The 23,242-nt window shown below is 73.3% G+C and carries 18 protein-coding genes; 5 read left to right on the top strand and 13 right to left on the bottom strand.

From position 1 onward, the window contains the following. Positions 1–490 precede the first annotated feature (490 nt). The 4 genes from ACYQ8L_RS02280 to ACYQ8L_RS02265 all read left to right on the top strand — a co-directional run bounded on the left by ACYQ8L_RS02280 (position 491) and on the right by ACYQ8L_RS02265 (position 4,802). On the top strand, positions 491–1,141 hold the full coding sequence (locus ACYQ8L_RS02280) for a radical SAM protein (RefSeq protein WP_459940142.1): 651 nt from the start codon (positions 491–493) through the stop codon (positions 1,139–1,141). Between the two features lie 159 nt (positions 1,142–1,300). Then, entirely contained in the window at positions 1,301–2,218 is a 918-nt protein-coding gene (locus ACYQ8L_RS02275) for a cation diffusion facilitator family transporter (protein WP_459940141.1), read from the top strand. Then, on the top strand, positions 2,215–4,092 hold the full coding sequence (gene recQ / locus ACYQ8L_RS02270; RefSeq protein WP_459940140.1) for a DNA helicase RecQ: 1,878 nt from the start codon (positions 2,215–2,217) through the stop codon (positions 4,090–4,092). The genes ACYQ8L_RS02275 and recQ overlap by 4 nt, the downstream gene beginning before the upstream one ends. Further along, positions 4,089–4,802 carry a uracil-DNA glycosylase family protein gene (locus tag ACYQ8L_RS02265; RefSeq protein WP_459940139.1) on the top strand — a complete coding sequence of 238 codons (714 nt, stop codon included), beginning with the start codon at positions 4,089–4,091 and terminating at the stop codon, positions 4,800–4,802. The genes recQ and ACYQ8L_RS02265 overlap by 4 nt, the downstream gene beginning before the upstream one ends. A 43-nt stretch (positions 4,803–4,845) precedes the next feature. On the opposite strand, the gene ACYQ8L_RS02260 is transcribed toward ACYQ8L_RS02265, so the two are convergent. The 13 genes from ACYQ8L_RS02260 to ACYQ8L_RS02200 all read right to left on the bottom strand — a co-directional run bounded on the left by ACYQ8L_RS02260 (position 4,846) and on the right by ACYQ8L_RS02200 (position 19,834). Beyond that, on the bottom strand, positions 4,846–5,619 hold the full coding sequence (locus tag ACYQ8L_RS02260) for a CoA-transferase subunit beta (RefSeq protein WP_459940138.1): 774 nt from the start codon (positions 5,617–5,619) through the stop codon (positions 4,846–4,848). After that, entirely contained in the window at positions 5,616–6,584 is a 969-nt protein-coding gene (locus ACYQ8L_RS02255) for a CoA transferase subunit A (protein WP_459940137.1), read from the bottom strand. Before ACYQ8L_RS02255 ends, ACYQ8L_RS02260 begins: the two co-directional genes overlap by 4 nt. Then, positions 6,581–6,988, bottom strand: a complete 408-nt coding sequence (locus ACYQ8L_RS02250; RefSeq protein WP_459940136.1) for a hypothetical protein — start codon at positions 6,986–6,988, stop codon at positions 6,581–6,583. Before ACYQ8L_RS02250 ends, ACYQ8L_RS02255 begins: the two co-directional genes overlap by 4 nt. Continuing rightward, complete coding sequence (locus ACYQ8L_RS02245; protein ID WP_459940135.1) at positions 6,985–8,196, bottom strand: TolB family protein; 1,212 nt, start codon at positions 8,194–8,196, stop codon at positions 6,985–6,987. Before ACYQ8L_RS02245 ends, ACYQ8L_RS02250 begins: the two co-directional genes overlap by 4 nt. Next, complete coding sequence (locus ACYQ8L_RS02240) at positions 8,193–9,968, bottom strand: hypothetical protein (protein WP_459940134.1); 1,776 nt, start codon at positions 9,966–9,968, stop codon at positions 8,193–8,195. Before ACYQ8L_RS02240 ends, ACYQ8L_RS02245 begins: the two co-directional genes overlap by 4 nt. Before the next feature lie 94 nt (positions 9,969–10,062). Further along, a complete protein-coding gene (locus tag ACYQ8L_RS02235; RefSeq protein WP_459940133.1) occupies positions 10,063–11,073 on the bottom strand; it encodes an ATP-binding cassette domain-containing protein in 1,011 nt (336 codons plus the stop codon). Then, a complete protein-coding gene (locus ACYQ8L_RS02230; protein ID WP_459940132.1) occupies positions 11,070–12,107 on the bottom strand; it encodes an oligopeptide/dipeptide ABC transporter ATP-binding protein in 1,038 nt (345 codons plus the stop codon). The genes ACYQ8L_RS02235 and ACYQ8L_RS02230 overlap by 4 nt, the downstream gene beginning before the upstream one ends. After that, positions 12,104–12,952, bottom strand: coding sequence for an ABC transporter permease (locus ACYQ8L_RS02225; RefSeq protein ID WP_459940131.1), 849 nt, complete (start codon positions 12,950–12,952; stop codon positions 12,104–12,106). Before ACYQ8L_RS02225 ends, ACYQ8L_RS02230 begins: the two co-directional genes overlap by 4 nt. Next, positions 12,949–13,896 (bottom strand): ABC transporter permease subunit, encoded by a 948-nt coding sequence (locus ACYQ8L_RS02220; protein ID WP_459940130.1) that lies wholly within the window; start codon positions 13,894–13,896, stop codon positions 12,949–12,951. Before ACYQ8L_RS02220 ends, ACYQ8L_RS02225 begins: the two co-directional genes overlap by 4 nt. Then, entirely contained in the window at positions 13,893–15,422 is a 1,530-nt protein-coding gene (locus ACYQ8L_RS02215; RefSeq protein WP_459940129.1) for an ABC transporter substrate-binding protein, read from the bottom strand. Before ACYQ8L_RS02215 ends, ACYQ8L_RS02220 begins: the two co-directional genes overlap by 4 nt. Positions 15,423–15,491: 69 nt before the next feature. Next, a complete protein-coding gene (locus tag ACYQ8L_RS02210) occupies positions 15,492–17,015 on the bottom strand; it encodes a hypothetical protein (RefSeq protein ID WP_459940128.1) in 1,524 nt (507 codons plus the stop codon). Then, complete coding sequence (locus ACYQ8L_RS02205) at positions 16,981–18,591, bottom strand: PEGA domain-containing protein (protein WP_459940127.1); 1,611 nt, start codon at positions 18,589–18,591, stop codon at positions 16,981–16,983. The genes ACYQ8L_RS02210 and ACYQ8L_RS02205 overlap by 35 nt, the downstream gene beginning before the upstream one ends. Before the next feature lie 37 nt (positions 18,592–18,628). Then, the gene (locus ACYQ8L_RS02200) at positions 18,629–19,834 is read right to left on the bottom strand and encodes a carboxypeptidase-like regulatory domain-containing protein (RefSeq protein ID WP_459940126.1); all 1,206 of its coding nucleotides are present in this window, start codon (positions 19,832–19,834) and stop codon (positions 18,629–18,631) included. Between the two features lie 589 nt (positions 19,835–20,423). On the opposite strand from ACYQ8L_RS02200, the gene ACYQ8L_RS02195 reads away from it, so the two are divergent. After that, positions 20,424–23,126 carry a cytochrome c3 family protein gene (locus ACYQ8L_RS02195; protein ID WP_459940125.1) on the top strand — a complete coding sequence of 901 codons (2,703 nt, stop codon included), beginning with the start codon at positions 20,424–20,426 and terminating at the stop codon, positions 23,124–23,126. The last annotated feature ends 116 nt before the right edge of the window (positions 23,127–23,242 follow it).

Here is a 23,242-nt window from a genome sequence, read left to right as displayed (position 1 = left end):
AGAACCTTCGGGATTCCGGCGTCAGCGGCTGCCGTATCGGGGGCCGGAATTCAGAAGTCAGAGGTCAGAGCACCCCGGTCCTCTGTCGTCTATCTTCTGGCACCTGGCACGGAAGGCGCTCCCACACCGGGGCCTGGCTCGGGCGTTACTGTCCAGCGTAGCGGGGCCCCGAAGGGGCCCTGGGGAGCCTCCAAGTGCCCTGGTTCGGAAGTTCGGGCGTTTCCGACGGCGTGGGGCTGGGGCTGGGGGGCTGGTGGAGAGCCGGGCGCGGCCCCTCACGTCGCCGCGCCCTCACCAAGCCTGCATCGCCTCGGAGGTTCAAGAACTTCCGCCACCGGCGCCCCGGCCCACCGGGCTGGCAACGGCATGCGAAGGCGCGGCGAAACGGGTGCCGCACTCGCGCCCGGCCGGAACCAGCCCCCCAGCCCCGGGTCCGTACGCGATGGAGGGCCCCCTGATCTGACGGGCCCCGAGAGCGGAGTAAAGCCAGATGGACACCGTGCGACTGCGGGTCGTGGAGATCTTCTCGAGCATCCAGGGGGAGTCCCATTGGGCCGGCTATCCCTGCACCTTCGTGCGGCTCGGCGGCTGCAATCTCCGGTGCACCTACTGCGACACGGCCTACGCCTGGGAGGGGGGAGAGGACCGGGGCCTCGACGAGGTGCTTCGGGCCGTGGCCCGGGAGGGCCAGGGCACCGTGGAGGTGACCGGTGGGGAGCCCCTGGCCCAGCCGGGGACCCCGGCCCTCTTGGAGGCCCTCCTGGAGACCGGCCGCCGGGTGCTCCTGGAAACGAACGGGAGCCTCCCCCTCGACCCCGTGCCCCGGGGGGTCCACGTCGTCATGGACGTCAAGACCCCCGGCTCGGGCATGGCCCACCGGAACCGGTGGGAGAACCTGGAGCGGCTCGGGCCCCGGGACGAGCTCAAGGTGGTGTGCCGGGACCGGGCCGACTACGCCTGGGCCGCGGAGGAACTCGGCCGGCGCAACGTGTTCGGCCGGATCCGGGTGAGCTTCTCCCCGGTCTGGGGCGTCCTCGATCCGGCCGACCTGGCCGCCTGGCTCCTGGCCGACCGCCTGGACGCCCGCCTCCAGGTCCAGCTCCACCGCATCCTCTGGCCCCACCGGGACCGGGGGGTGTGAGGGGCAAGGGCCAGAGGACGGAGGTTAGGTCCCGCTGCGGCGGGTGGGAAGCTCGTTCCGCAACAATCACGGGGAGTTGACGACGCTTCCGCCGAAGTGGATGCCACCCGCCTGTCTTCTGTCGTCTGTCCCCTGAGCCCTGAACCGGAGACCGACGTCATGCCCCATTCCGGCAGCGTGCGCGCGATCCTCTACGCCCTGGGGGCGAACCTGGGCATCGCGGCGGCCAAATTCGTCGCGGCCGGCCTCACCGGCTCCGGGGCCATGCTGGCCGAAGGGGTGCATTCCCTGGCCGACTGCGCGAACCAGGGCCTCCTGTTCCTGGGGCTCGCCCGGGCCCGCCGGCCCCCCGACGCCGACCACCCCCTGGGGCACGGCAAGGCCCTCTACTTCTGGTCGTTCGTGGTGGCCCTCATGCTGTTTAGCATGGGCGGCCTGTTTTCCGTGTACGAGGGGCTCCACAAGCTCGGCCACCCGGCGGGCGAGGGCCACGGGCTCGACCGGCCCTGGATCGCGGTGGTGGTCTTGGTCCTGGGCCTCGTGCTCGAGGGGCTTTCCCTGACCGGCGCCCTGCGGGAGACCCGGGATGTGCGCCGGGGCAAACCCCTCTGGCGGTGGTTTCGGGAGAGCCGCCGGAGCGAGCTCCTCGTGGTCGTGGGCGAGGACCTGGGGGCCATCCTGGGCCTCTCCATCGCCCTCGTGGCGGTGGGCCTGGCCGTGGTCACCGGGAACCCGGCCTGGGACGCCTGGGGGAGCGTGGGGGTCGGGTTACTCCTCATCGTGATCGCCCTGGCCGTGGCCGGGGAGGTCAAGGGGCTCTTGATCGGGGAGAGCGCCGGGCCGGAGTTCGAGCGGGGGGTCCACTCGTTCCTCGTGGCCCACCCGGCCGTGGCCGGCGTCCTCAATCTCATCACCCTGCAACTCGGGCCCGACGTCATGGTGGCCGTGAAGGCCCGGATGGCCCCGGCCGAGTCGGCCACGGCCCTGGTGGAGGCCATCAACGCCTGCGAGCGCGACCTCAAGCGGGCGTTCCCCCAGGTGCGCTGGCTCTTCTTCGAGCCGGACGTGCTGCCGTGAAGGCCCGGCCCGACCCCCTGACGATCCTCCGGGAGGTGTTCGGCTACCCCTCGTTCCGGGGGCAGCAGGAGGCCGTGGTGCGCCACGTGTGCGCGGGGGGCGACGCCCTGGTGCTCATGCCCACGGGTTCGGGCAAGAGCCTGTGCTACCAGATCCCGGCCCTCGCCCGCCCCGGCACCGGGGTGGTGGTGTCGCCCCTCATTGCGCTGATGAAGGATCAGGTGGACGCCCTAGTGCAGCTGGGGATCAGGGCGGCGGCCCTCCACTCGGGGCTCACCCCGGCCGAGGCGCGCCGGGCCGAGGGGGCGCTTCTCCGGGGGGAGCTCGACCTCGTGTACGCCGCCCCGGAGCGGCTCCTGACCGACCGGTTCCTCGGGCTCCTCGACCGGATCCCGATCGCGCTTTTTGCCATCGACGAAGCCCACTGCGTGAGCCAGTGGGGCCACGACTTCCGGCCCGAGTACCTGGGCCTGGGCGTCCTGGCCGACCGGTTTCCCGGGGTGCCCCGGGTGGCGCTCACGGCGACGGCCGACGAGCCCACCCGGGCCGACATCGTGGAGCGGCTCGGGCTCCAGGGCGCCAGGCGGTTCGTCGCGGGATTCGACCGACCCAACATCCGGTACCGGGTCGTGGCCAAGGACCGGCCCCGGGAGCAGCTCCTGCGGTTCCTCGCGGGGCACCGGGGCGAGGCGGGCATCGTGTACTGCCTCACGAGAAGGCGGGTGGAGGAGACGGCCGCCTGGCTCCGGGAGCGGGGGTGGGATGCGCTTCCCTACCACGCCGGCCTCGATCCGGCCGAGCGCGAGGCCCACCAGGACCGGTTCCTCAAGGACGAGGGGGTCGTGGTGGTGGCCACGGTGGCCTTCGGCATGGGCATCGACAAGCCCAACGTGCGGTTCGTGGCCCACCTCGACCCGCCCAAGAGCCTCGAGGCCTACTACCAGGAGACCGGCCGGGCCGGCCGTGACGGGCTGCCCGCCGAGGCCTGGATGGCCTACGGGTTCTCCGACATCGTGGCCCTGGGCCGGCTCCTGGAGCTCTCGGAGGCCGACGAGGCCCACCGCCGGGTCGAACGCCGCAAGCTCGACGCCCTGTGGGGGTACTGCGAGGCGGCCGGGTGCCGGCGCCAGGTGCTCCTGGGGTATTTCGGCGAGGCGCTGGAGCGACCCTGCGGCAACTGCGACACCTGCCTCGAGCCGGTGGAGACCTGGGACGCCACGGTGGCGGCCCAAAAGGCGCTCTCCTGCGTCTACCGCACGGGCCAGCGGTTCGGGGTGGGCCACCTGGTGGACGTGCTCCGGGGCCGGGAGACCGAGGCCGTGCGGCGGTGGGGCCACCACCGGGTGAGCACCTTCGGGATCGGGACGGACCTGGACGAGCGCACCTGGCGCTCGGTGTTCCGCCAACTCGCCGCGGCCGGGCTGGTGGAGCCGGTGCCCGGCGGCCACGGGGCCCTGCGGCTCACGGCCCGGGCCCGGCCGGTGCTCCGGGGGGAGCGGGAGCTCCGGCTCCGGCGCGACCCCGTCGCCCGGCGGGCGAAACCCAAGGCCCCGGCGGCCTCGGCCGCAGTCCCGGCCGAGGCCGAGGCCCTGTTCCAGCGCCTTCGGGCCTGGCGGCTCGAAACCGCCCGGGCCCAGGGCGTTCCGCCCTACGTGGTGTTCCACGACGCCACGCTCCGGGCCGTGGCCGAGGCCCGGCCGGGAACCCTGGAGGAACTGGCCGAGGTGCCCGGGATCGGCCGGGCCAAGCTCGCCCGGTACGGGGCCGAGGTCCTGGCCGTCGTGGCCGGACCTGGCCCCGCGGCCGCAGAGCCCGGCGGCGGACCGAAGACCGGTAACCGAAGACCGCCCTCCCGAGAGGAGTCCACGCCGTGACCCACCGCGACATCACCGACCGCCTCGTGGCCGAGCTCGAGGGGCTCCGGTTCGGCGAGCCCGTGGCGTACGTCTACAATCCCCTCGTGTACGCCCGGGCCCCCTACGACCTCTACTGGGACCGCTACGGCTCCCCGCCCAAGGAGGTGGTGTTCCTCGGCATGAACCCGGGCCCCTTCGGCATGGCCCAGACCGGGGTTCCCTTCGGCGCGGTGAGCCGGGTGCGGGGCTGGCTCGGGATCGAGGCGCCGGTGGGCAAGCCCGACCGGGAACACCCCAAGCGGCCGGTGGAGGGGTTCGGGTGCCCCCGGAACGAGGTGAGCGGGCTTCGGCTGTGGGGGTGGGCCGCCGAGCGGTTCGGGAGCCCCGAGCGGTTTTTCGCCCGGTGTTTCGTGGCGAACTACTGCCCGCTCCTGTTCCTCACGGCCTCGGGCCGGAACCTCACCCCCGACAAGCTGAAGAAGGCCGAGAGGGAACCCCTGTTCGCGGCCTGCGACCGGGCGCTCCGGGACACCGTAGCGCTCCTGGGGCCCCGGATCGTGGTGGGGGTGGGCGCGTTCGCCGAGGACCGGGCCCGGGAAGCCCTTGCCGGCACCGGCGTCCGGGTGGGGAGGATCAGCCACCCGAGCCCGGCGAGCCCCCGGGCCAACCGGGGCTGGGCCGACCTGGTGGACGCCGAGCTCGAGGCCCTGGGGATCCGGGGGCTCTAGGGAAGGGACGAAAAGGACGATCGAATCGGGGCCTGGCGCTGCGTCACGCGCCCCGTTTCAGGAACACACCCTCGGGGTCCACGACCCGGCGGAGGATCTCGATCTCCTCGGCCGTGGGCGGCGGGGTTTCCACCGCCTCGGAGACGTCGAGGGGGAAGCCGGTCTCGGCCTGGACCCGCTCGGGCGCGACCCCCGGGTGGGCCGAGGCCAGGTAGGGCTCCTTCGTGTCGGGCCGGAACCGGAGGATCCCCAGGGTCGTCACCACGGCCGCGGGGCCGCCCCGGCCGATGCCGGCCCGGGCCCGGGAGTCGCCGCCCTCGAGCCACCCCGGGCTCGTCCGGTAGTCCACCCGCTCCGGGAACCGGCGGCGCTCGTGGCGGGCGATGATCACGGTGCGCCGGGCGAGCGCGGCCACGTCGGCCGCCCCCCCGCTCCCCGAGAACCGCACCGTGGGCCGGCGGTAGTCGCCCAGGGCGGTCGAGTTGATGTTCCCGTACCGGTCCACCTGGGCCCCGCCCAGAAACCCCACGTCGATCCGGCCCCCCTGCAGGAGGTAGGTGAAGGCCTCCATGAGCCCCGCCGCCATGGCGGCGCCGGTGAGGGTGCGCGAGTCGCCCACGCTCATGGGCAGGTGAAGCATGCGGGGGTCGACGCTTCCCGCCTCGAACACGAGCACGCACCCGGGGGCGTGGGTGCGCTGGGCCAGCATGGCCGCGAGCATGGGGAGCCCCGTGCCGGCGAACACCACCTCCCCGTCCCGGATCTCCCGGGCCGCGGCCACGGTCATGAGCTCGAACGTGGTGTAGACGGCGCTCACGGCGTCCTCTTGAGTTCGGGGTTGTAGCCGAGCCCCGACCGGGCCCGAAGCCGGTCCAGGTGCTCGGCCCCGCCCACGGCCTCCAGGTAGGCCGCGTGGTCGGACGGGCCGAACACGAACCGGTCCAGGAACGCCCGGAACGTCTCGTCGGACCGGGCCGCCTCGGCGTAGAGGTGGAGGTGCTGGGGGTCGTAGTCGTAGTAGTTGTGCACGCTGTGGGGATGGGCCCCGAAGGGCACGTGGACCACGGCGTCCACGGCGAACGGCGGGATCCGGTTCCGCTCGGGCTCCCGCCGGAGTTCCTCGTCGTCCACGAGTTCCTCGCAGGTCACGATGACCCGGTCGGCGGCCAGGGCCTGCTGGACGTCCAGGAACTCCTGGCCCTCGATCCGCACCAGCCCCTGGGGGCTCGCCTTCTGCACGTGCAACAGGCACAGGTCGGTCCGGACGGCCGGCACCAGCACCACCGGCTCCCCCGTGAAGGGGCAGGCGATCACGGCGGCCTTTCGGGGGGCGGCCCGGGGGTCGGCCCGGCGCACCCCGGGGTCGAGTCCCTCCTTGGCCAGAAGGTCGGTTCCGAGCATCGAGCGCACGGGGAAGAACGGAAGCCCCATGGCCCCGGCCGAGAACCGGGCCATCATGGCGGCGTTGGAGTAGTCCTCGAACTCGATCCGGCCCGCCTCCACGAACCGCCGCCAGTTGGGGGCGATGGGGGCGAACACCCCGTCGGCCAGGTAGGCGGCCTCGACCCGGCGCACGCACCCGGCCCCGATCAGGAGGTCCACGTCGCTTCCGGCCGAGTGGCAGTAGACCACGAGGTCGCGCACCCCTCGCCGGATCATCGCCCGCAGGAGCGCCGTGGGGTGGCGCTGGCTCGTGAACCCCCCGATGGAGATCGTGGCGCCCGGGGGCACCAGGGCCGCGGCCTCCTCCAGCGTCACCACCTTGTCGCGGACCCGGGTCATTCCGACGGCTCCCCGTCGTCGTCGGCGCCGATCCAGTCCTCCTCCCACCCGTCGTCCAGAAGGCCCTGGCGCTCCATGAACGCCAGGTTGGCCTCGAGCACCCGGGCGATCACGTCCCGCTCGATCCCGCGGTTACGCTGGATGAACGAGATGGCGACGTCCATGTCGTACTCGTCGGGGTTTCGCTCGAGGAGGTCCTCGTTCTCCTGGCGCAGCTCCTCCCACTCCCGCCGGGTGGCCTCGTCGGCGGTCTCACCGTTCAGGAGCCCGAGGCACCCGAGGTAGTCGAGCTCCCCCTCCAGGACCGCCGCGATCACCTTGAGGTCGAGCCCGGTGCGCACGGCGATGTCCTCGAGGGCCGCGAAGGGGTCGTACCGGGCCACCGTGTCGTCCATGGGGCTCACTCCCGCTCCTCCCGTAACAGGGCGGCGTACACCCGCCGCCAGCGCTTTTCCGCCTGCCCGACCGCGCCCTGGGCCGTGAACAGCACCACCGTCCGACCGCCCCGCCGGACCACCCAGGGGTCGGCGTTGAGCTCGGTGCCGGTGGGGAGTACCCGGGGCTCCCCCGGGCCGTCAAGGGCCACGTGGGCCAGGGGGTTCAGCCGGTCGGCGTCGTCCAGGACCACCACGAACCCCCGGCCGTCCGGGGTCCACCGGGGGCCGCCCCGGGTCTCGGGGAGCACCCCCCGGCAGACGAGCCGGGGCTCTCCGCCCTGCGCGGGCACGGCGTAGAGGTCGGCCGGGCCGGCCGCGTCCCGGCGCGACAGGAACGCGACCCACCGGCCGTCGGGGGACACGCTGGGCGCAAGACATGCCCCGGCCCAGCCGGGGGTGAGGTCGCGCAGGTGCTCCCGCACCCGAAGCCGCCGCGCCCCCTCGTCCGCCGCCGCGAGCTCGCCCAGCCGGTCGAGCACCGCCACGTGATCCGAGGTGCCCAGGTGGGCCACGAAGGCGAGCCGGTCGCCCCCGGGGAACCAGGCCGGGTAGAGTTCGGAACCGGCCGGCTCGAAGGTGAGCCGAACCAGCCCGGCCGGCTCGCCCCGGAACCGGTAGAGGTAGAGGTCCCCCTGGCCCGTGCGGCCCGAGGTGAACGCCACCGCCGTGCCGTCGGGCGAAAACGCCGGGTTGGCGTCGTTTTCCGGGTGGTCGGTGAGGAACGCCCGGCGCCCCGGCTCCCGGAGGAACAGGTCCAGGTTGACGACCGAGGCGCCGCGGCTCGCGGCCTTGCGGGTGGCCGCCACCACGAGCCGGGGCTGGCCCCGCTTGGGGGGGCCGAAGCTCGGCCCCTCGCTCAGGGGCCGCTCTGGCTTCAGGGCGAAGGGGTCGGTTCCGCCGGCCGGCACCACGGCCTCGGGCGGGCCGAGCCCCGAGGGCAGGGGCCCCCCGCCCTTGAACGGGGCGAGGTACACCTCCAGTGTGTCGCCCTCGGCCCCCAGGAACTCGAAGGCCAGGCTCGCGCCCTCCCGGTCGGTCGCAAGGGCCGCCGGCTGGCCCCGGCCCTCGAGGGGGCCCAGCGACAGGGCCACCACCCGCTCCACCCCGGGGGCGGCCAGGGCCCCCACCGGGAGACCGGCGAGGCAGAGGAACAAAAGGATCCCCGCCCGCGTCACGGATTCCCCTCGGGTTCGGGCCGCGGGTAGGCCTCGTAGGAGAGGTCGAGCCGGAGCACGGGCACGCGGTTTCCCTGGGGCCCCACCGCAAACACCTCCACGCCGTGGCGGGTGGCCAGAAGCGGCGTCTGGAGGCCCTCCACCTCCACATACGGCCGCTTCACCAGCACCTCCTTCTCGCCCACCACCACGGCATAGAGCCGCGCCCCCCGGAACGGGTCCCACGCCAGCGCCAGATCCGGCAGGGCTTGGCCCGCCCGGCGCCGTTTTTCGAACCGCTCCGCCGGTTCCTCCCCGGTAACCTGTATCCACTCGGGGTCGAGAATCCAGCGGTCTCCCACCACGGGGATCACGAAATGCCGAAACGCCGAGGCGGCAACGGGGTCGGCCACTTCGTACACGAACTCCCGGGCAAACGCTCCCGCGGCCTCTCCCACGAACTCCCCCAGGGTGCCCGCCCCGCGCTGCCGGTAGATCCGGTAGCGCTCCGCCACCGCTTCGCGGGGCACGGTCTCCCAATACACCACTACGGCCCCCCGATCCACCGACTCGGCCACCTGGGCGATGCGCCGGACCCGGGGCGGGAGGTCGACCTCGGCCCGGGCCACGGCCGAGGGCGTTTCCGCCCCCTCCACCCAGGCCTCGACCCGGTATCCCAGGGTGCGGCGCTCGTCCGAGGGCGTGAACGGCCCGTCCACGGCCTGCCCTTCCCGGAGCGGGTCGAGGGCCCGCCGTTCGAGGACCACCACATCCCCTTCGTTCCCCTCCCGCACGACCCGCACCCGGTCCACGGCCCCCTCCCCCAAGGCCCAGGCAAGCCCCACCCGCAGGTCGTCCTGAAGGGCGGCCTCGGCCGCCGCCCGGTCCACCGGGGCCAGGGTGGTGGCCACGGCCCTCCCCACGGCGGCCAACGCGCCGTCGCCCGTACGGACCTCCAGCCGGTAGGCCGCCTCGACCCCCACCTCGAGCCCCTCGTCCCGGCAGGAGGGTTCCGCCCCCTCGCACACCACGGTCGGCTCACCGGGACGTTCCCGGATCACCCGGTACGTCATTCCCTGCAGCGGGGGCCACCCCAGGGACACCGCCCGGGCTCCGGCCGACACGGCCCATTGGTCCGGAGAAGGGTAGCGGGGAACCAACCGGAGGGGGACCTCATCCCCGGCCCACACCTCCACCTCCACCGTTCCTCGGGGACTTTCCAGCGGGGCCGTGGGCACGAACGTCACCCGGAACCGGCCCTCGGGCACCAGGAGCACGGTTCCCTCGGGCCCCGCGGCGACGCCCCGACCCAGAAGCTCCCCCAGCCGTTCCAGGACCTTTCGGCCCGCCGGGTCGAGGGAGGCCGGATCCGCCGCCTCGATCCGGAACTCGACCCGGTCCACCGGCACGGCGCTCACCACCCGCACCCGCCCCAGACCCTGACCTTCCAGCAAGTGATCCCGGAGGGCCGCCGCCTCGGGCCCCAGGCTCCCCAGCGCGTCCAGCCGGTCGAGGGCCCAAAGGCTCTCGGTGGCCCGGCCGGTCTGGGCATAGGCCCGGGCCGCCGCCACGAGCCACCGGGGATCGGCCCAGGCCCTGTGGGGATCCTCGGCCTCGGCCTCCCGGAGGCTCCGCACCGCGTCGGATCCGTAGGTGCCCCCCCGGCTCAGATAAAACTCCGCCCTCTCGAGGGCGCTCTCGTACCCCGCCCAGGCGATCCCCCCGAACCCCACGATCCACGTCGCCAGGGCCCACGCCCAAATCCACCGGCGCGCCCGTCCGCCGTCCGTCACCGTTTCGGGCCTCCTCCCCAATGCAGTCTCCGGTCATCCGCCGCCGCTTGGGGCCCGCGCAGCGCCACCGACCCGGGGCCGGGTGGGGTTCGTATCACACCCGCAACCGTCGAGACAAACCCTCGCCCGGAGGAACCGGGCCGTCGTCTCTCCGTCCCGCGAGGTGGCAGGCCACCCGGTGGGCGGGCCCCGCGGGAACGAGGGGCGGGACCTCGGCGTCGCACCCCTGGGACGGGTCGGCCTGCCCGCACCGCCCGAGGAACGGGCACCCCCGCTGCGCGGGCTCCCGGAACGGCCGGGGTGGCCGGGCCAGGGCCCCGGCCACGCCGAAGGCGCTCTCCAGGAGTTCCCTCGAGTAGGGGTGGAGGGCCTTCCCCCCGAAGAAGCCTTCGGCCGGTGCGTCCTCCACCAGGCGCCCCCGGAACAGCACGAGCACCCGGGACACGAGGGTGCGGACGACCCGAAGATCGTGGGTGACGAGGAGCACCGTGAGGCGGCGCCGCTCGTGCACCCGCCGGAGGAGTTCCACGAGCTCCACCTGGATCGGCGGATCGAGCCCGGCCACCGGCTCGTCGGCCACCACGAACCCGGGCCGGGTGGCCAGCGCCCGGGCAAAGGCCACCCGCCGGCGCTCCCCTCCCGAGAGTTCCGAGGGATAGGCGTGGAGCCGCTCGGCCGGGAGCCGCACCGTTTCCACGAGGCGTTCCACCTCGCCGGCCACCTCGCCCCCGCGGATGTCCCGGTGGATCCGCACGGCTTCCTCCAGGAGGTACCGCACCCGAAACGCCGGGTTCAGGGTGGCGTAGGGGTTCTGGAACACCATCTGGGCCGCCCGGGCGAAGGCCTTCCTCCCGCGGCCCCGGACCCGCTGGGGGTCGAACTCGCCCACCCGGATCCTCCCCGCGTCGGGCCGGAGAAGCCCCAGCAGGCAGCGTCCCAGGGTCGTCTTGCCCGAGCCCGACTCCCCCACCAGCGCCGCGAACTCCCCCGGCTCCAAGGCAAACGAGACCTCCCCCAGGGCCTCAATCCGCCGCCGGCGCCCCCATCCCCCGCCCAGGGAGAAGGTCTTCGAGAGGCCCTCCACGGCAACCCGGATCCCGCTCACGCCCCCACCTCCCAGCACGCGAGCCGGTGCCCGCTCTCCAGGGCCACCTGGGGCGGGGACTCCGAGGCACACCGCGCCTGCTCCCGGGAGCACCGCCCCGAGAAGGGGCACCCCTCCCCCGCCCCACCGGCGCGGGTGGCCGGCGGCCGGCCTCCCCCGGCCAGCGCCGCCTCGGCCGCCAAAAGCATCTCGGTGTACGGATGCTTGGGGCTCCAACGGGGGTTCAGCACCCGGCCCACCGGCCCCTCCTCCACGACGCGCCCCCCGCACAGAACGGCCACCCGCCAGCACAGGAGCCGGGCGGCCTCGGTGTCATGGGTCACGAGGAGGAGCGTGGTCCCGGTTTCGGCCGGAGCCCGGGCGAGAAGCTGGAGCACCCGGAGCCGCAGGGTGGCGTCAAGCCCGGTGGTGGGCTCATCGGCCACGAGCAGGGCCGGCCTCGGCGCCAGGGCCAGGGCCAGGGCGACCCGCTGGACCATGCCCCCCGAAAGCTGGTAGGGATGTTGGGTCGCCACCTCCTCGGGCCGGTACATCCCCACCCGCGCCAGCTGTTCGATGCCCTGTCGGCGGGCCTCCTCGCGGGTGAGCCCCGGGTCGCGGCGTCGTACGGCCCGCGCCAGCAGGTCGCCCACGGTCAGGTACGGGGGAAACGCCGTCCCCGGGTCCTGGGGCACCAAACCCACGTCCCGGCCCAGGACGGGGGCCACCCGGCGCCGAAGCCGGCGGTTCCACGCGGTCATGTCCTTGCGCACGGTTTCGGGAGGGCCCGGCTCCCAAGCCACCGCCCGGTCGATCTCGGGGAACAACGCCTGGCCGAGGAGTTCGGCCGAACCGGCCACGATCCCCGGAGCGGCGTCCGAAAGCCCGAACACGGAATGGAACAGCAGCGTCTTCCCCGATCCGGACTCCCCCAGCAGCCCGAAGGGCTCCCCCGGACGGAGCTCCATCGAGACCCGGTCGAGGGCCCGGCGAAGGGCCCGGCCGGTTTCGAGAAGAACGACGAGATCGCGGCAGGCGAACAGGGGCGCGCTCACGGCCGCTCCTCGATCCGCTCCAGGATCCCCCGCCCGACCAGATGAAGCCCGAGGAGCGTGAGGGCCAGGGTGGCGGCCGGGGCGGCCACCGGAAGCCAATGGCCCCGGAACACCCCGTCCCGGGCGAGCGCCAACATGTTGCCCCAACTCGCGGCCGGCTCCTGCACCCCCAGCTCGCCTCCCAGGTATGACAGGCTCGCCTCGGCGAGCACCGCGAACGACAGGAGGCTCGTGGCCTGGGCCAGGAGAACCCGCCGGCCGTGGCCCCACAGCACGTGCACGAACACCACCCTCCAACCGCTCACGCCCAACGACCGGGCCGCCTCGATGAACGCGAGCGACCGGAGCCGTTGGATGCTGGACCGGATGGGCTCGGCCACCTGGGGGGCGAACGACACACCTACCGCCCCCATGATCCAGGCGAGGTCGCTGCCCGTGACCGCGGCCACCAAGAGCACCGCCACGAGCTTCGGCACCCCGTCCACCGCCTGGGACAGCCCCGTTGCGAGCGCCCGGAAGAACGGTGGGAGGAGCCCCTCCGCAAGCCCCAGGGCCGACCCGAGCACGGCGGCCGTGGCGACGGCCAGGAGCGCCGGCCCGGCGAACCGGGCCGAGGCCGAGGCCAGGCGAGCCAGCAGATCCCGGCCCAGGGCGTCGGCCCCCAGCCAGAGGTCGGGGCCAGGGGGGGCGTGGGGCGGGGCGACGAAGGCGGTCGGGTCGTGGGGCAACCAACCGAAAAGCCCGGCCCCGGCCCCCAGGGCCGTGGGGAGAAGGCACAGGCACCCGCCCGCCAGAAGGGCCCGAGCCCCGACCCGGCGCCCGGGAAATCGGACTTTCGTGCTCACCGTTCGACCTCGCCCACCCGGGGGTCGGCCCACCGGCCGGCCGCCTCGGCCACCACCCCGGCGAGCCGGACCACGGCCGCCAGGGCCACGGCCGACCCGAGGAGCAGGGGCAGATCCCGTTCGGCCGCCGCGCGCCAGGTCAGGTACCCCAAACCCGGCCAGCCCAGGGCCGCCTCGAGGATCACGGTGGACCCGAGCACGAACGCCACCCGCCGGGAGAGGTGGGCCGCCACCCCCGGCAGCGTCTCCCGCACGGTCACGGCGGCCTCGGGGATTCCCAGGAGCCGGGCTCCCACCCGGTGTTCCACCCGGCCGGCGGCCCGAACCTCGGCCCGGATCCGGCCCAGGAGGTCGGCCAGGAGCCCGTCCCCCACGGCCAAGACGACCACGGCCACAACCCAGGGCACCCAGTGGTCCCGGCTGGGGAACGGAAACCAGGACGGGAGGTCCCACCACCCCCCCTGCGCCCCGGCGGCCACCAGGCGGTTTCCGAGGACGGTGATGGCATACACAAGCAGGAACACCGGAAGGGCGGAGGCGAGGTGGGCGAGGGTTCCGGCCAGGCGGCCCAGGAACCGACGGCGGGCCCAGCGGGAGACCGTCACCGCCAGCAGGGTGGACACCGCGAGCGCCGCGCCGGCGAGCCCCAGGGAGCGGCGAAGCCCCGGAAGGATCAGGGCGACCACCGGACGGCCCTGCTGCACCGCGGCCGACCGGCCCAGGTCGCCCCTGAGCGCCCCCAGGAGCCACTCGCCGTAGCCCGGGAGTCCCGCCACGCCGGCCGCGGGCCCCTCCACCACCCCGATGCGCTTGGCCGGTGCCACGGTGGGGGCCGCCCGGAGAACCCCGTAGAGGAGAAGGGTGGTCCCCAGGAGCACCAGGAGGCCCGAGGCGACCTGGCGCAGCGCCCAGCCGGCCAGGGCGAAAACCGGACGGCCGGTCACCGCTCCTTCCACCCCCCCGCGTAGGAGAAGAAGTAGAAGGGATGGATGCGGACCCCCTCGATCCGGGTGGACACGGCGGCGTAGCGGTTGAGGCTCCAGAGAAAGAGGTAGGGCAGGTCGTCGTGGAGCACGCGGTGGAGCTCCCCGTACACGGCCCGCAGGGCCTCGGAGTTGGGAGCCCTTCGGCTCTGCTCCAGGAGCCGGTCCACCTCGGGGTTGGCGTAGGCCCCCAGGTTGTTCCGGCCGGGGCCCGCCTCGGCCGAGTGGAACAGGGAGTACACGTTCACGCTGTGGTCGAAGGTCCACTCGGCGAGCACGAGATCGAAGGCGTGGTCCTGGAACACCGCCTTGCGCCAGGCCGAGGGTTCCAGGAACTTCACCTCCACCGCGATCCCCAGGCGCCGGAACTGCTGCTGCAGATCGAGGACCACGGCCTTCTGGGCCTCGTCGGCCGCGAGCGACACGAGCCGCAGCCTCACCGGTTGGCCGTCCTTCTCCCGGACGCCGTCGCCGTCGGAATCCACGACCCCGGCCTCCTCCAGGAGTTTCGCCGCCATGTCGGGCTCGTGGGGCCAGGGCTTCACGTCGAAGTTGTACGCCCACGAGGCCGGGGGGAACGGCCCGGAGATCACGACGCCCCGGCCCCCGTAGTGGGCCTTCAGCATCGCCTGGCGGTCGATTCCCCGGACCATCGCCTGGCGCACCCGGAGGTCGCGCAGCAGGGGGTTCCGGAAATTGAGCCCCACAAAGGCGTACGACAGGGTGCTGTAGGGGTACAGCCGGATCCCCGACAACTCCTCGAGCACCGGGATGTCCCTCGGCCGCACGGTCGGCACCAGGTCCACCGCGCCATAGCGCAGGAGTTCGTTGCGGATGTTGTCATCGGGTACGGGCGCGGCCTCCACCTCCTGGATGCCCGGCTGCCCCGGCCGGTGGTACTCGGGGTTGGCTACGAACCGGATCTCTCCGGCCGCGGTCCACTCGGCGAACCGGAACGGGCCGGTTCCCACCGCGTCGGGACCCCCGCCCCCGAGGGCCGTCCCGGAAAACCGGTGGGCCGGGAGGATCCGGAAATCGAACAGGAGGATCGGGTTGGCCGACGGCCGCGCCAGCCGAAACCGCACCGTGGCGTCGTCGAGGGCCTCCACCGCCTCGAACGCGGCGAACTGGGGCCTCAGGGGGGAGGCGTTCGCCGGATCCCGGCCCGCCTCCACCGTGAACACCACGTCCCTTGCCGTAAACGGGGTGCCGTCGTGCCACCGGACCCCCCGTTTCAACCGGAACGTGACGGTACGGCCGTCCGGGCTCACGTCCCACGACTCGGCAAGCAGGGGTTTGACCTCCCCCGCGTCCGGGGGGGTGATCAGCCCCTCGTACACCAACTCGGCGGCCCGCACGCTCGGCATGTCGCGGGCCATCAGCGGATTCAGGGTCGACGGGGGCGTGCCCTCTGCGTAGCGCATCCCCGCCCAAGCCGCGGCCGCCAACCCGGCCACCGCCACGCCTACCAGGACCGTGCGGATCATCGGACAAAACACTCCCCGTGCTGTCAGGTTACGGCCGTCGGTCGCCCCCGAACGGTCCCCGGTGCACTCTCAGCGGGGGGGAACCTCGCCCCCGGTGCGCGACGCGTAGAGCCGCTTCAGGCTCTCGTACGCCAGGCGGGCCGTGGGATACTCCCTCGTCAGATCGAACAGCAGGCCGACCGCGGGGGCGAACTGGCCGGTCCGGGCGTAGGCCCGGGCCAGGTCCACCAGGTACGCGGGGGGATTCCGAAAATCGGGGCGGCTCCCCTGGCTCTTGTCGTGCGCCCGGTCCAAAACCTCGAGCGCCTCCGCGTCCAGTCCTCGGGACCAAAACACGCGCGCCGCCAGCCGTGCCACCTCGGCTCGGCGAACCGGGTAGAGCTCGGCCAAGGCCGCGGAGTCTGGCCCCTCGGGCAACCGCTCGGGCAGCGCCTCCACCGTGCGCACGGCGGCCCGGGCCGACTCCACCGGATCGCCCAGCGGTTCCGCGGCACCCAACTCCGCCTGGAGGGCCGCCAGGGTCGCCAGAACGAGGGGGCCGGGTTGGCCCTCCGCAGCGGTTCTCCAACGGGCCAGGGCCTCGCCCTTCCGCCCCAGGCGGTACAGGGCGGCCCCCTCCCTCACCCGCGCCAGAACCGAGGCCTCTTCGGGCCCGGTGACAGGGCTGAAGAGCCAGATGTCCATCGCCTCGCGCACCGGCGTCTTCCCGAACCACGACGCGGCCCCGTCCCAAGCCCCCTGGGCCTCGGCCCCGAGGCCCGCCCAGAACGGGGCCACCAGCGCCCGTGCGGCCTCGGCCGCCAGGCCGCCGAACCCGCGTTTCAGGAGCTCGTACAGGTAGAGGTCCGGGCCGGGCGCGCTCCCCACCTGGTGGAAGTCCACCATCTCGAGCGCCAGCACCCCGCTCGCCAGGTCCCCCTGGCGGAACGCGTCGAGGGCCTGGCCGTACGGCGTGCGGTCTCCGGTGGGGCAGGGGACCCCCCAGAGGTAGCACGCCACGAGTCCCATCACCCGCTCGTCGTCGGTGTCCGGGGACCCCGCCTTCCGGGTCAGCGCCCGCAGCCGGTCCCCGTCCCCCTCCAGGTAGGCGAGCCCCGCCTGGGCCAGCACCTCGAGGTACCCGCCGGCCGAGGCCCTTTCCCCTCCGAACACCTTCCGGGCGGTGGGCAGGTCGCCCCGTCGGAGCGCCACCCACCCGAGGCGCGCCTCCAGGCTCGGATTCCCGGCGCTCGCCTCGGGGAGATACAGGGATTCGACGTCGAGGAACAGGCCGTCCAGGGCCCGGTAGAGGTCGGCAAAGGCCTGGTACGTGCGGACCAGGCCGGGATCCGGCTCCCCCGAGGCCGAAAACTCCTGAATGGCGTCGTAGAACCGGCTTTCCCGGAGGGCGATCCAACCCTTCCCCTTGGTCAGCAACTGCGCGATCGCCGGGTCCTTGGCCGCATACGCCCCCATCCAGCCGGCTTTGCACGCCTGGACCTCCGGGTCCGGCGCGGCCGCCGCCGCTCCTCCGTCGGGAGCCTGGGTGCAGGCCAGCCCGAGGACCAGCGCCAGAAGGCTAACCGCCCAACTTCGTCGCCAGGAACTCGACATGCTGCCGGTGGCGTTGCGCCCGGTCGACCCAGTCGGGCCCCAGCGCGTCGGGAGTCTGTCCCAACCGTGCGAAAAACACTTGCCAGGCCTGGGCCCCCTTCTGGATGAACCTCGCCTCCCCCGTCTCCTGGAACAGACGCTCACTGGTCACCCCCAGATAGTAATAGGCCTGCAACACGAGCCGGTCTCGCCGATCCGGCGGAAACAGTTCCGGCACCGCCACGGCCCGTTCCAGGGCCTCGGCTCCCCTTCTGAGGAGGTCCACGGCCTCGCCGGCTCCGGCGGTGCGGCTCGCCTCCCAGCACCAATACCCCAGCGCGAGGTTCAGCACCGGATTCTGGGCAAACTCCGGCACGGCCACAACCTCGGAAAGGACGGCCGGGATCTCCCGCACCCGCCCCAACTCGGCCAACAACTCTACCATCCGGGCCCGTGCCCTGGCGAAGCTCGGGTGGTCGGGGGGCACCCGGGCGAAAAACGCCAGAGCCTCTTCCCTCTGACCCCGCTCGGCGAGGGTCTCTGCCGTGGCGTAATTTTCGTCCACCGGCCGCAGGCGAAACGGCCGTTCGCGGTAGTCCTCCACGTCGTTCCGGAAATGAACCGTCACCTCGAGGGGCAGGTACCCCGGCCGTTCGGCCGGGTCGAACGCGAGGCGCAGCCGGTGGGGGCCCTTGGGCGCCCGGAACCCCAGCCCCTCCTCGCCGGCCACCCCGAGCTCCGCACCGTCGAGCCAAACCTTGGCTCCCGGCGGGTCCGAATAGACCCTGACCGTGCTCTCGGTCCGGATCGGGGCGAGCGCCGCCAACACCGTGGTGGTCTTCGCGCTCTCCACGACCACATCGCGCCGCTCCCAGGGGACGAACCCCTCCAGATCGACCCGCACGGCATGGACCCCCGGGGCCACCGGCGCGATCCGAAGAGGGCCCTCGGCGCTCCCGTGCGGCTCCCCGTCCACGAACACCGCCCCCCCGGCCGGGCTCGTGACCACGAGGAGCGCCCCGTCCTCCGGGTCCAGCCTCAACGCGACCTCGGCCCGGCCCCCGGCCTCCACCTCGACCACCCTCTCGGCGGGCCGGAACCCTTCCCGCACGGCCCGCACGACGTGGCGGCCGGCCGGCAGGGGCAGCTCCAGGGGTGCCAGCCCCGCCGCCTCTCCGTCCACCTCCACGCGGGCGTCCGGCGGTTCGGTGGTGACCACGACCAGTCCGAGTCCGACCTTGTCCTCGGCCTCGAAGTCCACGAAGATCCGGCCGCCGGCTCCCTCCACGATCTGCCGGACCGCGCCCTGGTCCGGCAGGTACAAAATGACCTCGTGACGACCGTCCGACAGGCCCTTCACGTACACCGGGGTCGTGCCCCGCTCCTCGCCGTCCACGAACACCCGGGCCCCCTCGGGCCTGGACAGGACCGACAAGACCCCGGGCTCCCCCGCCTCCCGTTCGAACCGGGAAACGTTGGGAAGGGCCTCTTCCGTCCCGGCCGCGGGCTCCGCGGAGGGCTCCTCCTGCGCCGACGCGGGAAGCCAGAGAAACGCGGCGAGCACGGCCAACACCACCATCGCGGGAAAGCGCCTCATGGTCACCTCTCTTGCCGATGCGAGATCCGAGCGCACCTCACGGGTTGAGCCTGGGGCCGGCCCCCTCGGGAACCACGGCGCCCGGATCCACGGCCAGGTGTTCGATCAGATCCACGCCGAGTTCCGGAACGGGCTCCGCCACCAGGTCCAGCCGTTCCAACCGGATCGGCGGCACCTCATTCTCCCGGTAACTCTCCGCCGTGATCACCGCCCGGCCCACGGCGTATCCCCGCCGGAACGCGTAGACCTCGTACCGCCCCCCGAACAGGGGCTGGTCCGAACCGGCCTCACCCCCCGCTCCGAGGACCTTCCGGCGTGAAATGCGAAACGCCCCGGCCTCGTCGGTGAGCGCCTCCATCGTGTAGGGCGAGGTCCAAACCTCGACCCCGGGCAACGGCGCCCCCCTCTCGTCCACGATCTGCCCCACGAGCACGGTGGGAACCACCTTGACCGGGATCTCCGCCTCCAGCTGGGCAACGGCGTCCGCCGGGATGTCCACGGCAACCGGCTCCCCCCGTTGGAACCGCTCGCTCTTCACGTCGAGATCCACGCGCACCGCCACCGGCATCTTCGGGATGCCCTCGATCCGGAATCGGCCCGTGTCGTCGGTGCGGGCGATGACGAACCGGTCGAGCTTCACAAGCACCTGCCCCAGGGGGATGTTCCTGTCGAGGGTCTCGGCCAAGACGATTCGTCCCTCCAGGGTGGTCCCGGGAAAGGTCGGGTACGCCTCCTTCATCCGCAGGCGGAACACCTCCCGGGCCATCCGGTCGCGGTACTCGCTCTCGGGAAAGAACTCCAAGAACTCGAGGTAGTCGGGAATCCGGTTTGCGCGAACCACCCGAGCCGCGGCCTCCCGCTCCGATTCCCTCGCGAGGCGGGCGCCGGGCCCGGCCGGCACGGCCCCCGAGGGTTGCAGGAGGTAGATCCCGTCTTCGAGGGCGCGCACCACTCGCACCTTCCCCACCCGGCGCAATCCCTTGTCGAACACCACCATGTACTCCCCCTTCTTCGCCCCGGTCGGGATCTCCGCCACCAGGGTGCCTCCCCGGGCGAAGATCACGGTTCCGACGAAAAACTCCTCCGATTCGCGGGAGGGCGTCGGGGCCGCCGGGGCCTTGGCCGCCGGCGAAGGGGCAAGCAGAACCGGTTTTCGCACCTTGATCGCGGCCGGCGACGGGGCGGGGGCCCAAAGGAACAGGAGCCCCAAGGCCAGGGTCAGCGTTCTTGCCGGTACTCCCATGGAGTTCCTCCTCGGTTCGCACGATCCCCAGGGACGAAGCCCGGGGCGGACTAGTAGCACAAATCGTGCCGTGCGGAAAGCGCGTCCCCAAAGGCCCCGTCTCGCCGCCCCCTGCGGCATTTGCCCCAATGGGCGAAATATCGCGTACGCCCCAGGGACCGGGTTTCGAAGGGGCGGGGCACCTCCCGGCCGGCCTTCCTTCGGGCGCCGGGCCCCCGATCCTCCCCGGGGCCGCCTTCCCGGACTTCGGCCGGCGGCCCGAAAACCTTAAACGGCGGCCGTTCCCCGCCGTTGCAGCGGGGACGCCCCCGGTGATACGGTCACACCCCCTCTCGTGCGCGCCGAGGGAGATCTCGACCGACTCTTCGTGGAACTCGCCCCGGGGCGGCGGACACTGCGGCAACCGATGCATCCACATCCCCACCGCTTCGAGATGCCCAACCGGGCCCCGGCCCTTTTGGCCCGGTGCCATGGATCGCGCTTCCCCGCCCGGGGGATGCGGCCCAGGGCACCCCGGTGGCCGGCCCTCGCCGCAATCCTCGCCGTCTTGTGGGTCCTCTGCCCGCCTCCCGCTTCGGCCGAGGAGGGCGTGCGGGTATTGATTCCGAAAGACCGGACCCTCGTGACCGAGGACACGCTCCTCATCCTGGGGACCGCCCCCCGGGGATCGACCGTCGCTTGGACCGCGAGAACCGCCTCGGGGTGGGTGGAGGACGTGGTCCGGGCCGACTGGGGCGACCTGTTCGAGATCTTCGTCCTCCTCGAACCGGGACTCAACGAGTTTCGGATCGGCGGCGAATCGGTCCGGGTGTTTTTCGCCGACGACGGCCGGGAACCTCCCGCCGGGTTTCGCCCCCTGCGCGTGCACGCCGGAGACGTCTCGAACTGCGTCGACTGCCACGACCCGCTGTCGATGGACCTGCGGGAGGGCGGAACCCCCGCGGTGTGCCTTTCGTGCCACGTCGTGGTCGCAACGAACCCGGAGGCCGAAGGCTCCGATCCCCTGGCCCACCCCCATTTCCGAACGGCGGTGGCGCGGTGCGAAAGGTGTCACGAGGCCCACGCCGCACACGATCCGAAACTCCTGAAGGCCCCTGGCCCCGACCTGTGCCGAACCTGCCACCCCGACCGGACCGTGTCCGAGGCAACCCATCCCGCGGTCGCCGAAGGGGGGTGCTCTGCCTGCCACGATTCCCACTACTCGGGCTACCCCAAGGAACTCCACAAACCCCTGCCCGACCAGTGCCACGACTGCCACGACGAGGGGACCGGCGACCGAAAGAGGCTCCATCCCCCGCTCTTCGGCAAACGGTCCTGCGCCACCTGCCACGACCCCCACGGCGACCGGAAGGGCCTGGTCGTCTCGGGGGTGCCCGACCTCTGCCTCGCCTGCCACGGTCCGGTGCTCCAGCACGGGCACAAGGGCGCGCTCGCGGCCTGCACCGACTGCCACGATCCCCACGGCCGAACCGACCGGGGGCTCCTGGCCGCCGATCCGGCGCCGAAGTGCCTGGGGTGCCACGGGGGGATCGACCAGGGGAACACGGTTCACCCGGCCCTGGAGGAGGGCTGCCAGGGCTGCCACGACCCCCACGCCGACGACAACCGGGCGAGGGCCCGCGCCTCCTGCGGCCGATGCCATGACCTCGCGGGGGATGAGGAGCTTTCGGGCCTCCACGGCGGCCTCTCGATTCCGCCGGAGGCCTGCGGGCGTTGCCACCCCCCCCACACGTCGGCGGAGGACCGGCTCGTGAGGGGCCGGCTCCACCCGCCCATGGCCAAGGGCAAATGCACGGTGTGCCACGGCGGGGGCGCCGAGCGGAGCGTCAAGGTGGACGACGCGGCCGCCCGGTGCCGCATGTGCCACTCGTTCGAGAAGGACCTCCGGGACAAGGGGGCGACGCTCCACGCCCCGGTGGCCGAGGGAGACTGCACCGCCTGCCACGACCCCCACCTGTCGGACCGGCCGGCGTTCCTCCGGGGGCCCCAGCCCGAGGTGTGCGGCGCCTGCCACGGGGAGGCAGAGGTCCCGGAGGGGCGCGCCCGCCACCCGGCGGCCGAGACATGCACCGACTGCCACGGCGCCCACGGCGGCACGAAACGGGCGTTTCTGTCCGAGACCCCGCCGCAGCTCTGCCTGGCGTGCCACGACGACCCGGCCGAAGGCCTGGACGAGCCCCATCCCGCCCTGGAAGAAGGGTGCCTCTCGTGCCACGACCCCCACCGGGGGTTCCGGCCCGGGTACACGAAGGGGGACACCCCCTGGGCCGCCTGCCGGGAATGCCACGAGGTGCCCGATCTTACCGGGGGAAAGACCCTCCACACGGCCGCCGAGACCTGCTCCAACTGCCACGATCCCCACGGCCGCGGCGGGCCGCGGTACCTCAAGGCCCAGCCGCCGGGGCTTTGCCTCGGCTGCCACGACGATCCGGCCGAGGGGGTGGAGGAGCCCCATCCCGCCCTCGAGGGCGGGTGCCTCGGGTGCCACAGCCCCCACGAGGGGTTCGGCGGGGCCGCCCTGGTCCAGCCCCAGCGGGAACTGTGCCTCGGGTGCCACGACGACCCCACGGCGGGCCTCCCCAAAGCCCACACCCCGGCCCGGGACCGGTGCGCCGGCTGCCACGATCCCCACGGCGACGCCTCGGCCAAACTCCTTCGAGGCAAGGGGCCGGCGCTGTGCCTGCGGTGCCACGCCGACAAGGGTCCCGCCGCCGGCCTCGCCGTACACCCCCCGGCCGAGGAGGACTGCACCACCTGCCACCGGATGTCCGGCCACGGGGGCGAGGGCCCGGGGTTCCTGGCCCAGACGCCCCCGGACCTGTGCCTCGAGTGCCACGACGACCCCCGGGAGGGAGCCGGGGAGCTTCACCCGGCCCTGGAGGAGGGGTGTCTCGTCTGCCACAGCCCCCACCGGGGCACGAAGCCGGGGTTCCTGACCGGCGCCGAGCCCAACGCCCCCTGCCTCGAGTGCCACGAGGTCCTGACCGGGAAGCCCGTGGTCCACGGGGCCCTGGAGGACGGGTGTTCCACCTGTCACGACCCCCACCGGGCCGACCGGGAGCACCAGCTTCGAACACCTGGGAACGCCCTGTGCCGCACCTGCCACGACCTCTCGGACCACGCCCACACGGTGGACGCGGCCCGGGGGGAGCGGTTCCCGGGCTCCCGCGCCTTCCCCACCGACGGGGCGGAGTACCGCTGCACGGGCTGCCACGCGCCCCACGAGTCGGGGGAGAGGAGCCTGTTCGTTCGGCCCCGGTCCCAACTGTGCCAGGAGTGCCACCAGATCTAGGGGCGTCGGTCTCCGGTCGACGGTCTGCGGTCGGCAAGCCGCCTCGGGCCCTGTCGCCCGTCCCGATTCCGTGGTATGGAAGGGAGCCGAGCACCCGTTTCGTCCCCGACCCCGGA

The sequence above is a fragment of the Deferrisoma palaeochoriense genome, from assembly GCF_054656955.1.
This window is presented reverse-complemented; position numbering and strand designations above follow the sequence as displayed.